Source organism: Yimella sp. cx-51 (genome assembly GCF_017654605.1).
In the GTDB taxonomy this organism is placed as follows: domain Bacteria; phylum Actinomycetota; class Actinomycetes; order Actinomycetales; family Dermatophilaceae; genus Yimella.
Window position 1 is genome coordinate 1,680,674 of record NZ_CP072113.1, and the last position, 12,827, is coordinate 1,693,500.

Consider the following 12,827-nt stretch of genomic DNA (forward strand, 5'->3'; position numbering starts at 1 on the left):
CGCATCAGCGTGTCCGGGCGCTCTTGTCATGAACCATCTGGCGCACCTGGACGGCGTAGAAGAAGCCGGCCACCCAGTAGAGCGCCGTACCCCACCACACGAAAGCCCAACCCAGCGGACGTGCGAACTCGCCGACTGCGCCGCCCTGTTCGCCGAGCAACACCAACGGGAAGGCGTAGATCAGATTGAACGTGGCCGCCTTGCCGATGAAGGAAACCGGGGGCAACGGCAACCGGTGACGGCGAATGACCGGGCCGAGAGCAGCCACGAAGACCTCGCGACCCAGCAGCACGCTCACCAGCCACCACGGGATGACCTCGCGGATGGCGAGCGCGACGATCGTTGCCAGGATGTAGAGGCGATCGGCCGCAGGATCGAGCAGTTGGCCCAGGCGGGAGGTCTGATTGAGCAGGCGGGCCAGTTTGCCATCGGCGTAGTCGGTGAAGCCCGAAATCACCAGCACCAGCAGTGCCCACCAGTCGTGCTCGGCAAGGATCAGCCAGAAGAAGAAGGGTGCGCCGAGCAGCCGGAGGAACGACAAGGCGTTGGGCACTGTCACGATGCGCCCGCTCACCCCATTCGTCGATTCCACGCGGCGAAGCCTATGCGTCGACGCCGACAGCGTCCGATGCAGGTGCGGGCTGTGCTCCGATCGTGATCCGTTTGGCATGGGTACAGATGGTGAAGCGGTCACCACGGTCGAAGGCCACCAGGGTGACTCCGGTTTCCTGAGCAGCATCGATGGCCAACTCCGACGGAGCCGAGACGCAGCACAGCACCCCGATTCCGGCCATGGCTGCCTTCTGCACGATGTCGAAGGAGGCCCGGGACGACACCATCAGCACGTCCGCGCTGCGGTCGTGGTCGTTCATGACCGACCAGCCGATCACCTTGTCGACGGCGTTGTGTCGCCCGATGTCCTCCCGGGCTACGACCAGGTCTCCGCTGCGGGTGAACAGACCGGCGCCATGCGTCCCGCCGGTGCGAGCCCGGACCGGTTGCTGTGCCAACAGCTTGTCAGCGAGCCCGCGAATGACGCTCGCGTCGACGACATCCACTTCGACCGTCGCGGGCGGGCAGGAGCCGGTGATCGCGTCGATGCTCGCCTTGCCGCAGAGCCCACAGCCGCCGTGCATCACCAGCGTGCGCTGGGCGTTCACCGGGAGCGGACGCGGGCCGTCGCTGAGCGTCACGTCGATGACATTCATGGTGTCGGTGTCGGCGCAGTACCTCGCGACCAATACATCGTCCTTGGCGTGCACGATGCCCTCGGCCACCAGGAGCCCGTGGACGAGTTCCATGTCGTTGCCGGGGAGCCGCATCGTGACGGTGACGGTCTGCCCCGCCACCCGGATCTCCAAGGGCTCCTCGACCGCAACCTCCTCGGCGCGCTCCCTGATGCGCACCTGCGCGCCGGTGAACGAGACCTGGGTGAGCCGCCTGCGTGCCGTGCGACGCCCCATCAGTTGTCCACAGCCGGGAGGCGCCCGAGTTCGGCGTCGAGTGATGAACGTAGGGTCGGGACGGACATGGCACGAGAGTACGTCGGAGGTCGGGGCACGTGACGAAGACTGACGTGGAGGCATTGGGCGTCTCTGCAGTGGTGTTGTTGTTCGCGGTGATCGCCGTGGTCTGGTTGTGGTGGCGCCGCCGCGACGAGGAGTTCACCGGCGTCACCCCAGGACTGTTGCCCGCCGACCCGCGAGCGGCGTCGACCAGGCGGGTGCGCGGGGGCAAGGAATGGAAGGGCACGGTCGCGGTGGCCTTCTCCCCTCCCCGGGGCATCGGCCCGGCGGTTGCCGGCACCGTTGTTGACGGCAAGGTCGATGCGCGCGACCTCGCGGCGATGCTGGTCGATCTGTCGTTGCGCGGGTGGTTCGTCATCGAGAAGCTCGGCGCGAACGACTGGCGCTTGGTGCCGAACACCCATGCGCCGCAAGACGATCAGCTCTCCCCGGCCGAGCAGAGAATGATGGCCGCGCTCTTCCCGCACGGTGCACCCGTGTTGATGAGCACGCTCAAGCAGCACTTCGGTCTGACGCTGCGCCAAGTGCAGATCGATCTCTACCGAGAGATGATCAACCGCGGTTGGTATCGCAGGCACCCGCGATCGCGCAGCTCATGGACGACGGTGATCGGCATTCTGCTGTTGATCGGCAGCGCGGTGGCAGCCGGTGGGGCGTACCAGCTGTGGAAGCAGCAGGACGCCGTGTACGCCTTTGCGATTCCTGCCGCGACGGCGGTTGCCGCCGTGCTGTTCTTCACGCTCGGACGCGGACGTGCTCCGCGCACTGCAGAAGGCACCGCCGCCCGCATCCAGACTCTCGGCTTCGAGAAGTACCTCGCCACCGCCGAGGCCGATCAGATCAAGTTCGAGGAAGCGGCCGGGCTCTTCACCCGCTACCTGCCGTTCGCCATCGTCTTCGGGCTGGCCGACCGATGGGCGAAGGTCATCGGCGACGTCATGAAGCGGGCCCAGTTCGACGGGGCGATGGGCGATTTCGGCGATGTGATGTTCGATCCGATGGCGTGGTATGCGATGGACGGCGTCCTCAACCTTGCCGGTGACGGAATCGGCGCCCTGATCGACGTGGCCAGCGGTGTCGACATCGCCGGCGGCCTGGCCGACGTCACCAGCGCCTTCGGCGACTTCACCTCCTCGGCCAGCGACATCTTCAGCGAGGCGGACGGGTGCCTGGACGGCTGCGACGGCTGCGACCTCGGCTGCATCGACTTCTGAGGCCGCTCAGAGCGAACGGCCCAACCAACCCCGCTTGCGGAAGACCCACCACAGCCCACTCGACAGGGCGACGATCAGCACCGCGCTCATCCACAGACCCGCGGGCTTGGAGAACCCTGGGTAGGGCACGTTCTGTCCGAACCACCCGGTGATTGCCGTGGGTACGGCAATGATGGCCGCCCAGGCTGCCAGTTGACGCATGGTGGTGTTGAGTCGTGCGTCCTGCAACGACAGGTTCGTCTCGAACAGCGAGGTGACCATGTCGCGCAGGGATTCTGTCCATTCGGCGGCGCGCAGGATGTGGTCGTAGAGATCGTCGAACCAGCTGTCGAGCTCGGTGTTCGTTCGTCCGGCGTGCCGTAGCAGTCCGTTGACCACTTCGCGCATCGGCAGCACGACTCGCCGCAGCGCGACGAGGTTCTTGCGCATCGCATAGACCTCCCGCAGGAAGTGCGGACCGGTGCGGTCGGCTTCGAAGAGCACGTCCTCAAGGCGTTCGATCTCGTCATCGAGGGTCTGGATGGTGGCGAAGTGACCGTCGACGATCGTGTCCATCAGCCCGTGCACCAGCGCGCGGGGACCGTACTGCAGCAGGTCGGCGTTGTCGTCCCAGGTGCGCAGTACGGGCTCCATGTCGAAGTCGCTGCCCCTGATCGTGACCAGCGCCGCCGGCAGCATGAAGCCCGATATCTGGTGCACCTCGAGCCGGTCCTGGTGGTCGTCGCGGCGATCGCCACCCACGAGTTGCGCCGAATATGCGGTGAAGAACAGGTGGTCACCGTGTCGGCTCACTTTCGGGCGCTCGTGCCTGGCGAATGCGTCCTCCACCTCGGTCGGCGGAAGGTGCAGCGCCTCGATCAAGGGCTCGAGGTGCGCCGGGCTGGCGTCGACGAGGTCGAGCCACACCAGCGTGGTGGGGTCACGCAGCGATGCCAGGATCTCGTCGCGGCCCACCGTCTGCGCGACCAACTCGCCGTCGCGCCACACTCGGCAATTCAGTTGAGCCGTGCCGCTCCCCATACCCATGGCGATCAGGCTAGGGCAGTTCTGGAGCAGAGCGCGGGGCCGGCATCCATGGCTCGTAGGCTCCAGGTCATGGAGTACGAGATCCTCACGGCCACCTCCGCCCAGGCGCGCTCAACCCACACCAGCGTCAAGTGGGAGGCCTTCGGCCCAGACGTGCTGCCGTTGTGGGTGGCTGAGATGGACGCGCAGCCGTGCCCGGCTGTGGTGGAGAGCATCTCTGCAGCGGTGCGACGCGGCGACACCGGTTACGGCTGGGGGCCGCGGTATGCCGAGGCGCTCGCCGAATTCGCCTCCGACACATGGGAATGGCGGATTCCGGCCTCGCGGGTGACCGTGGTCGCCGATGCGATGATCGGCGTGGCAGAGGTGCTGCGCGAGGTGACCGATGTCGAGGGCAGCATCGTGGTCTCCTCCCCCTGTTACGACTCCTTCCACGGATTCATCGACATGCTCGGACGGCACGCGGCTGACGCACCGCTGGGCGCCGACGGCCGTCTTGATCTGGCCGCAATCGAAATCGAGTTCGCCCGGGTGTCAGCAACCGGCCGCCGCTCGGCGTACCTGCTGAGCAACCCGCAGAACCCGACCGGCACCGTGCACACCGCGGCTGAGCTGACCGCTCTCGCCAAAGTGGCGAACCAGTACGGCGTGACCGTGGTGTCGGACGAGATCCATGCGCCCTTGGTGTTCGAGGGCGCGTTCACCCCCTACCTGACGGTGCCTGGAGGGTCGACCGGTTTTAGCGTGATCTCGGCGTCCAAGGCCTGGAACCTCGCGGCTCTCAAGTCCGCCGCGGTGATCTCCGGCGAGAACGTCGACCCGCGGCTGCGGCTCATGCATGACATGCACACCCACGGAGCCAGTCACTTCGGCATCCTGGCGCACGTCGCTGCCTTCCGGGACGGCCGAGACTGGCTGCGCCAACTCCGCACCGAGCTGGACGCGAACCGGCACCTGCTCGCCGACCTGCTCAGCGAGCACCTGCCGAACATCGCCTACACGCCGCCGGCGTCCACCTATCTGGCCTGGCTCGACTGTCGCGCAACGGGATTGGGCGACGATCCCGCGTCCCACTGGCGCAGCACCGCAGGCGTTGCGTTGTCGAGCGGCATCCAGTACGGGCCGGTCACCGGGCGCGGCTTCGCGCGGCTCAACTTCGCCACCTCACCGCAGATCCTGACCGAGGCGATCACCAGGATCGCTTTGGCCGGATGACCGTCAGAGGCCGTACCAGCCTCCGAGGTCCATGATGACGTCGGTGACGCCGGCGCTGTTGTAGACCGAGGTGGCTCCCCCGCTCCCCACGACCGTGGAGACCAGGTTGGGCACGGTCTGACCCGCTGCCCAGTTGAGGCTGGAGGCTGTCGGGCGAGCGTTACCGGCCGGCCACACGGTGAGGTAACTGCCTGCCGTGGTGTTGGCCGCCGTGGCGTTGACCACCACAGCCTTCGCGTCGTCCGGAATGCCCGTGGTGCCCCCGGTGAGATCGACGGTCATCGTGCGGGCGGCGCCGAGGCGAGCCTTGGCGGGCACACCGAGCGGCACCCGGGTGTCAACGATCCGTTTCGGCGCGGTCGGGTGGTAGACGAACTGACCGGACGGTCCGAACCAGCCCACGACATCGGCCAACAGGTGAGTGTTTCCAGCGGAGTTGTAGAGGCGCACCTGCCCGTTGGTACCGACGGGGGTGTAGACGAGGTTGGCGATCGCGGCCGTGCCGCTCGGCCAGTTCAGATTCGACGCGGTCGGGCGGGAGCGTCCGTTCGGATAGACCGTGAGGTAGGAACTCGCCGTTGTGTTGGTCGCAGTCACATTCATCACGACACCGGTGGCGTTGCTCGGCACGCCGGTCGTGCCACCGGCCACGGTGAGCGGCCGCGTCTGCGCGGCTCCGAGTGCTGAGTCAGTGCGGGTGTCGAGAATGCGCCGTGGGCTGGTCGGGGTGTACTTGCTGCCCGCCGGCGCGCCGGCCTTCAGGTAGTAGCCGACGACGTCGGCCAGGTAGTGGGTCCCTCCCGAGGAGCCGTTGTGGATGGTGACGGCACCGGTCGCTCCGACCTTGGCAATGACAAGGTTCGCGGTCGCCGTAACTCCAGACCTGAAGTTGAGGTTGGAGGCTGTCGGCCGCGTGGTTCCGGCCGGGAACATCGTGGCGTACCCGCTCACCGTCGGCTGCACGGCGGTCACGTTGAGCACGACGGCGTCGACCTGCGACGCGATCGGTACCCCGTTGCGACCCGTCACCTGCACGTCGACCGCCTGGTTCGCCGCCACCTTCGTCGTCGTGCGGGTGTCGAGGTCACGGGCGGGGGCGACGGGAACGAAAGTGCCCGCCGAGGGTCCGGTCGGGCCCGCGGACAGCGTGGCGTTCATGGTCGACGCGCAGCCGCCGGTAGCTGTCATTGCTGCGGGGGTGCTGGCACCGGCATTGGTGAACGAGTTGGGCGTGGACGAAGAATTGAACGATGTTTGTCCGGTCACACCGTGCCACGGATCAGCGGCGGACCCGACGTACCGCGGACGGTCAAGGCCGTTGTTGCCGTCCGCTTCCTCGACGTCGACCAGTCGCGCCCCGTCGTTGTCGTTGTCCCGCCGGGTCTCGTCGACGTGGTAGACCAGCAGGCCACAGCCGGGAAGGGCGATGTCGAGCCCGGTCGGCTGGCGGTTCTCCACCAGGAAGTACTCACCGGTGCCGCCAATTCTCCAGTTGTATTCGGCACCGCCGGGGTTGTCGAGCAGTCGATAGGTCGAGTTGGCGGTTGCTGCCTGACCGACTGCCACCGTCGAGGTGCCGGTGATCGGCGTGGGGTTGATCCATCCCTGCACGTACTTGCTCCAAGCGTCCGGAAGAATCGGTGCGTCCCCCGGCGTCTGACTTCCCGGCTTGGTGCCCCACGCACCGGACGCCATGAGGCTCCAGTCGCCCACTCCTTCGCTGGAGAAGTCGGTGTCGTAGAGGTCGGGCCACCCCAGGTCGTGGCCGAACTCGTGGGCCATCACACCGATCGTCGCCCGGTGAGCCTCGCCGGGATATGCCTTCTCGCAGTGCGATTCGCCGAACTGCGTGTACCCCTGGCCGCCGACCCTCACGCCGTCGACCGTGGGCGGCGTGGACAAGCTCCACTGGTGGGCCCACAGGTTCGGCGCACAGGAAGAGTCCTGCCCGGCGTACGACGCTTCGTAACCCGCGGCGATCACGGTGATGTGCAGCTCGTTCGGTGAGATGACACCGTCACCGTTGGTGTCGTAGGACAAGTAGTCGATGTAGGGATTGGCCGCCTTGATGGCTTCCGCTGTCACCTGCTGCGCCGAGGCGCCCACTTCCGCGCCATAGTTTGGATGCGCCATCGGAAGCGTCACCCATCCGATCACGCCGTCAGCGGCACCGCTGGTCTCTGCCGCGGGTGCGACATCGAGCTTGTTGTAGCTGGCCACCTTGTAATACGCCCGCACGCTATTGGTGCTGCCGAAGAAGCTGGAAGCCCACTGCGCCGGCGTCGATCCGACTGAGCTGCGATTGCTGAATTGCGCAAGGATGACAACCGTCTTCTGCGAACCCACGTTGGTCAGCGCCGAAGCGCCTTGCGGCGCGGGATTGGTCGGGACGGCGACAGCGTCACGGCTCGGCTTCAGGCCCTTGGCGGCCTTCGGCGCGGGGGCTGCATCCGAGACCGGTGCGCCTGCCGCGGCGGGCTGACCCTTGGCGTCGAGGGATGTCGCATATCGCCACGTGCCGGTCTTATCCTTGACGATGGTGGCGCCGTTGCTGGTCCACCAGTTACGCGCCGAGTCGCCGTGCCGCCGCGCCACGATCTTGCGGCCGTCGGGCTGAGTGAGCACGTGCTGCTTCGGGTTGACCGGCACACCGCGAACCGCACGCTCCGAGCGCGGGCCGGGCTGCTTCACCGGCGCCGAATCAGCAAGCGTCGCAACAGTCCTGAGGTTCGAGGGTGCGGACGCCGCCTCCGCGGAGCCGCCCGTTGCCACCAAAGCGGTCGCGGCCAGCGCCGTGACGCCGGCGCGCAGGAATCGGAGCGTGTGTCGGTTCACGAAGAATCTGTCCTCTGGTGTGGGATCCGAGGTGGATCGAACGCCATTGTTCCCTACTGCCCACGCGGTTGAGATCGGCCCGGCGTCCGGTCAGGCGAGGCCGATTCGTGCGAGGCGGGAGGGGTCGGCTAATATTCCGGAGGTTCAGCAACGAGCCGACGGGCTGTGGCGCAGTTTGGTAGCGCACTTGACTGGGGGTCAAGGGGTCGCAGGTTCAAATCCTGTCAGCCCGACACAGCAAAACGGGCTCTGACCTGCGGAAACGCGGAGTTAGAGCCCGTTTTGGTTTTGATGAGTTCGACGCCGCCAGGCTGGTCTTGTTCGCCCTCCGGACGAAGTGCGGAATCAGCCGACGCGGGCGAACCTGCTCACCTAGCCTCGGGCGCAGAGCAGACCCATCAGGAGGAAACGCATGCCCGAAGAGCTGACCCGAGTCGTCCTCGACGAATCGCAGATCCCGACCCATTGGTACAACCTGTTGGTCGACTTCCCCGAGCCGTTGCCGCCGCATCTGCACCCTGGCACCAAGGAGCCGGTGGGTCCGGATGACCTGGCGCCGCTGTTCCCCGTGGGTCTGATCGCCCAGGAAGTCTCGGACGAGCGGTTCATCGAGATCCCGGAGCGGGTGCGTGAGATCTACAAGACGTGGCGGCCCTCTCCCCTGGTGCGTGCCCGCAACCTGGAGAAGGTGCTCGGCACCCCGGCGCGCATCTATTACAAGTACGAAGGTTCGTCCCCGGTGGGCTCGCACAAGCCGAACACCGCTGTGGCACAGGCCTATTACAACCACCTGGACGGCGTGAAGAAGGTCACGACCGAAACCGGTGCCGGCCAATGGGGCAGCTCGCTGGCGATGGCGTGCGCGATGTTCGACATGACCTGCGAGGTGTGGCAGGTCGCCGCGTCGTACGAGTCGAAGCCGTACCGCCGCATGATGATCGAGACCTACGGATCAACCATCCACTCCTCTCCGTCCGAACTCACCGAGTCGGGCCGGCAGATGCGTGAGCAGTTCCCGGGCACCACCGGCTCGCTCGGTATGGCGGTCTCCGAAGCCGTTGAAGCTGCCGCAACGGACCCTGAGGCGCGCTACGCCCTCGGGTCGGTGCTCAACCACGTGATGCTGCACCAGACGGTGATCGGCGAGGAGGTGCTCAAGCAGCTCGCCATCTTCGGCGAGACGCAGGCGGACGTCGTCTTCGGTTGCGCCGGTGGTGGGTCCAACCTCGCCGGGCTCACCTTCCCGCTGCTTCGGGAGAATCTCGACGGCAACACCACCTCACGACTCGTCGCGGTCGAGCCCGAAGCCTGCCCGTCGCTGACGAAGGGCACTTATGAGTACGACCACGGTGACGTCGCGGGCCTCACGCCGCTGATGAAGATGTACACCCTCGGCCGCGACTTCGTGCCCGACCCGATCCACGCCGGCGGGCTGCGCTACCACGCGATGTCGCCGATGGTCTCGCACGCAGTGCACCTGGGGCTCATGGAGGCTTTGGCGATCGGCCAGGACGAAGCCTTCGAGGCGGGCGTCATCTTCGCGCGCGCTGAAGGGTTGATCCCGGCACCGGAGTCGACCCACGCCATCGCCGGCGCGGTGCGCGAAGCCAAGCGCCTCGCCGAGACCGGCGAGGAGAAGTCGATCCTGATCGGCTTGAGCGGCAACGGCGTCCTCGATCTGCCCGCCTACGCCGATCACCTTGCCGGACAAGGCAACTGACGCCTCACGGCACGATCTTCACCAACGAGGCGGGCGGAACTCTTGAAGAGTTCCGCCCGCCTCGCATCTACTCGAAACAACCAGCGCGGATCAGTCGCGCATCTCGTTCTCGCCCATCTCCTGCTCAACGGCCCGCGCCTGAGCGGCACCCGAAAGCTTGGAGTGGCTGCGGCAGAGCGCGAAGCCGACGCGCCCCATGGCGACGATGTCGACGAGGATCACCGAGATCAAGCCAGCCGCGGCAATTCCGACGAGCACCTTCGCCCGGCCCATCCCGACCTGGTCGAAGGCGTCGGCGATCGGCTCACCTTCGGAGATCTGGTCGAACTTCACCATTCCGGTGAGCACCAGGCACACGGCCAGGTAGAGCACCGTGCAGATGACGCCCGAAGGATTCCTGGAGATATCCCGACCAGCCACGAGACACGACCGCGGCTCCGAGCGCGAACTCCAGGATGAGGTCCCGCGCGATGATCCAGGCGAAGATCTCACCCGATCGCGGTGTAGGCGTAGGTGTAGGAGCTACCTGCCGCGGCACAGCCGCAGCGAGCTCCGCGTAACAGAGCGCGGCGAGCATGGCCACCACACCGGCGATCGCGAACGAGATCACGATGCCCGGTCCGGCATGGTTCTTCGCCTCGACACCGGTCAGCGTGAAGATGCCCGTTCCGATGACGATGCCGATGCCGAAACCCATGAGGTCACAGGGACGACAGGCGTTTGCTCAGGCGGGCGTGATGGTGGCCGTCTCCCTTCTCCTCGTTCTGCTTCAGGACGTCGTCGACGTCCTTGGTCCGGAACACCCCTGTCGAAGTCACTCGCGACAGCTAGTCCTGTCGCCGGTCGTGTAGTGGCTTGCGCTGACCACGAAGTTTTCAGCGTGAATTGTTGACATCGAAAAACGATATGCATATCGTTTTTCGATAGCACGAATCCACAACCGACCTCTGGAGTGATCGACATGACCCGAACCACACCGCGCAGCCGCATGTCTTTCGGTGCCGCCGACCGCGCCTTCCTCAGCATCGTGCTCGGAATCGGCGCCATCGCCGTGGCCATCACGGCGGTCGGCGTGCCGCTGTGGCGCTGGATCAACGGCGACCCGATCCCGGTCACCTACGACGGTGACGCCACCGCCCCTGCCCTCGACTCGGCTCAGCTGAAGTACGACTTCGGATCGGCACAGGTGGAGGTGCCTTCGCAGGGAGCGACCGCCCATCTTGCTTTCCTGCTGCCCGGCCTGCTCATCGCAGCATTGATGATCACCGGACTGTGGCTCATCCATGCAGTCGCGCGAGACGTGTCGGCTGGTCGTCCTTTCCGACCGCAGAACGTCCGGCGACTGCGGGCGCTCTCGGCGCTGCTCATCGTCGGCGGTATCGCGGTCCCGTTCGCTTCCAGCGCAGGCGACATCGTCGTCATCTCACAAGCCGGCCTGACTGACCTGCTCCAACCGAACGGATTCAGCGTGCAGATCAGCTTCCTACCGCTTGTGCTCGGTCTGTTGACGGCCGTGATCAGCGAGGCTTTCGCAGCAGGATCCCGGATGCGCGAAGACCTGGAAGGCGTGATCTGAGTGCCGGTCGACGAACCGCACCGGATCGTCTGTCACCTCGATCAGTTGCTCGCCGAACGCGACATGACCCTGCAGGCCCTGGCCGACGCGGTGGGGGTCACCGTGGTGAACCTCTCGGTGCTCAAGAACAACCGTGGCAAGGCGATCAGGTTCACCACACTCACTGCCCTGTGCGATGTGCTGCAGTGCGAGGTCGCCGACCTGTTCAGCTGCGAACGCTGACCAGACCCGATCAGCGCTGCTTGCGCTTCTCCCGCACCCGCACCGAGATCTCGATGGGCGTGCCCTCGAAGCCGAACTCCTCGCGCAACCGGCGCTCGAGGAATCGCCGGTAACCGGCCTCGATGAAGCCGGAAGCGAAGATGACGAAACGCGGCGGACGCGTGGAGGCCTGGGTGGCGAACAGGATGCGAGGCTGTTTACCGCCGCGCACCGGGTGCGGGTGGGCCGCGACGATCTCCCCGATGAACGCGTTGAGGCGACCGGTCGGGATGCGGGTGTCCCAGGAGTCGAGAGCGGTCTCCAGCGAAGGCACGAGCCGGTCGACATGGCGGCCGGTCTTGGCCGACAGATTGACCCGCGGCGCCCACGGCATCTGCACGAGTTCGCGCTCGATCTCCTTCTCCAGGTAGTAGCGACGCTCCTCGTCCAGCAGATCCCACTTGTTGAACGCGATCACCAGCGACCGGCCGGCGTCGATGACCTGCTGGATCACGCGGATGTCCTGCTCGGCGATCGACTCCTCGGCATCGATGAGGACGACGGCCACCTCGGCCTTCTCGATCGCGGTCTGGGTGCGCAGCGAGGCGTAGAAATCGGCGCCGCGCGTCTGGTGCACCCGGCGACGGATGCCGGCGGTGTCGACGAATCGCCATGTCTTGCCACCGAGTTCGATGAACTCATCGACCGGGTCACGGGTCGTGCCGGCAACATTGTCGACGACCACGCGGTCTTCGCCGGCGAGCTTGTTGAGCAACGACGACTTACCGACATTGGGACGTCCGACGAGAGCCACGCGGCGCGGGCCACCGCGCTGGTAGGCACCGGACACCGCCGACTTCTCCGGCAGCACGTCCAGCAGCGCGTCGAGCGCGTCACCGGTGCCACGACCGTGCAGCGCCGAAACGGGCCACGGCTGACCCAGACCGAAGGACCACAGCATCGCTGCGTCGGCCTCGGTGCGCTGGTCGTCGACCTTGTTGGCAATGAGGATGACCGGCTTGCCCGAACGGCGAAGCAGCTTCACGACTGCCTCATCGGTGTCGGTGGCGCCGACCGTGGCGTCGACGACGAAAAGCACGGCATCGGCAAGATCAATGGCCACCTCGGCCTGCTCGGCCACGCGCAGGTGGATGCCCCGGGCATCGATCTCCCACCCGCCGGTGTCGACGAGGGTGAAGTTGCGCCCGCTCCATTCGGCGTCGTAGGCGACGCGGTCACGGGTGACGCCGGGGACGTCCTCGACCACGGCCTCGCGGCGCCCGATGACGCGGTTGACCAGCGTCGACTTGCCGACATTGGGCCGTCCGATGATCGCCACCACGGGCCGGGCGTCCTCACCGGCAGCGTCGGGGTCGAAATCGCCGCCGGCCTCCAGAAGCGCGTGGTCGTCCTCGTTGAGGTCGAAGTCTTCCAGGCCCACCCGCAGCGCGTGCTCGACCGAGGAGTCGTCGGGCGTGGTCGTCGGCGTCTGCTCAGTCATTGACCCATCATCC

12 protein-coding genes and 1 tRNA gene are annotated in these 12,827 nt (G+C 66.4%); 6 read left to right on the forward strand and 7 right to left on the reverse strand.

The genetic code is table 11. The features are described from left to right. Positions 1-4: 4 nt before the first annotated feature. Positions 5-592, reverse strand: a complete 588-nt coding sequence (locus J5M86_RS07980; protein ID WP_244328266.1) for a CDP-alcohol phosphatidyltransferase family protein — start codon at positions 590-592, stop codon at positions 5-7. Between the two features lie 10 nt (positions 593-602). Beyond that, entirely contained in the window at positions 603-1,463 is an 861-nt protein-coding gene (gene fdhD, locus J5M86_RS07985) for a formate dehydrogenase accessory sulfurtransferase FdhD (protein WP_188061123.1), read from the reverse strand. Positions 1,464-1,561: 98 nt separating this feature from the next. Here fdhD and J5M86_RS07990 point away from each other — a divergent pair, with 98 nt between their 5' ends. Next, complete coding sequence (locus J5M86_RS07990) at positions 1,562-2,740, forward strand: DUF2207 domain-containing protein (RefSeq protein WP_188061122.1); 1,179 nt, start codon at positions 1,562-1,564, stop codon at positions 2,738-2,740. A gap of 6 nt (positions 2,741-2,746) precedes the next feature. On the opposite strand, the gene J5M86_RS07995 is transcribed toward J5M86_RS07990, so the two are convergent. Then, positions 2,747-3,766: a magnesium transporter CorA family protein gene (locus J5M86_RS07995; RefSeq protein ID WP_244328267.1), complete on the reverse strand. Its 1,020-nt coding sequence runs from the start codon at positions 3,764-3,766 to the stop codon at positions 2,747-2,749. Between the two features lie 69 nt (positions 3,767-3,835). Here J5M86_RS07995 and J5M86_RS08000 point away from each other — a divergent pair, with 69 nt between their 5' ends. Further along, complete coding sequence (locus J5M86_RS08000) at positions 3,836-4,981, forward strand: MalY/PatB family protein (protein WP_188061121.1); 1,146 nt, start codon at positions 3,836-3,838, stop codon at positions 4,979-4,981. 3 nt (positions 4,982-4,984) lie between these two features. Here the strand turns inward: J5M86_RS08000 and J5M86_RS08005 are convergent, their stop codons facing one another. Then, the gene (locus J5M86_RS08005; protein WP_188061120.1) at positions 4,985-7,816 is read right to left on the reverse strand and encodes a M6 family metalloprotease domain-containing protein; all 2,832 of its coding nucleotides are present in this window, start codon (positions 7,814-7,816) and stop codon (positions 4,985-4,987) included. Between the two features lie 159 nt (positions 7,817-7,975). On the opposite strand from J5M86_RS08005, the gene J5M86_RS08010 reads away from it, so the two are divergent. Both J5M86_RS08010 and J5M86_RS08015 read left to right on the forward strand, forming a co-directional pair. Further along, positions 7,976-8,049 (forward strand) — tRNA-Pro (locus J5M86_RS08010). Positions 8,050-8,228: 179 nt separating this feature from the next. Continuing rightward, positions 8,229-9,536, forward strand: coding sequence for a TrpB-like pyridoxal phosphate-dependent enzyme (locus tag J5M86_RS08015; protein WP_188061119.1), 1,308 nt, complete (start codon positions 8,229-8,231; stop codon positions 9,534-9,536). Positions 9,537-9,626: 90 nt separating this feature from the next. Here J5M86_RS08015 and J5M86_RS08020 read toward each other — a convergent pair whose 3' ends face one another. Next, positions 9,627-9,956 carry a hypothetical protein gene (locus J5M86_RS08020; protein WP_208965169.1) on the reverse strand — a complete coding sequence of 110 codons (330 nt, stop codon included), beginning with the start codon at positions 9,954-9,956 and terminating at the stop codon, positions 9,627-9,629. Then, on the reverse strand, positions 9,841-10,233 hold the full coding sequence (locus J5M86_RS15760) for a hypothetical protein (RefSeq protein ID WP_208964997.1): 393 nt from the start codon (positions 10,231-10,233) through the stop codon (positions 9,841-9,843). The genes J5M86_RS08020 and J5M86_RS15760 overlap by 116 nt, the downstream gene beginning before the upstream one ends. 264 nt (positions 10,234-10,497) lie before the next feature. Between J5M86_RS15760 and J5M86_RS08030 the strand changes: the two genes are divergently transcribed. Together J5M86_RS08030 and J5M86_RS08035 are read left to right on the forward strand one after the other, a co-directional pair. Beyond that, positions 10,498-11,112 (forward strand): DUF2975 domain-containing protein, encoded by a 615-nt coding sequence (locus J5M86_RS08030; RefSeq protein WP_188061118.1) that lies wholly within the window; start codon positions 10,498-10,500, stop codon positions 11,110-11,112. After that, a complete protein-coding gene (locus J5M86_RS08035) occupies positions 11,113-11,334 on the forward strand; it encodes a helix-turn-helix transcriptional regulator (RefSeq protein WP_188061117.1) in 222 nt (73 codons plus the stop codon). A 10-nt stretch (positions 11,335-11,344) separates the two neighbouring features. Here the strand turns inward: J5M86_RS08035 and der are convergent, their stop codons facing one another. Then, the gene (der, locus tag J5M86_RS08040) at positions 11,345-12,814 is read right to left on the reverse strand and encodes a ribosome biogenesis GTPase Der (protein ID WP_188061116.1); all 1,470 of its coding nucleotides are present in this window, start codon (positions 12,812-12,814) and stop codon (positions 11,345-11,347) included. Between the last annotated feature and the right edge of the window lie 13 nt (positions 12,815-12,827).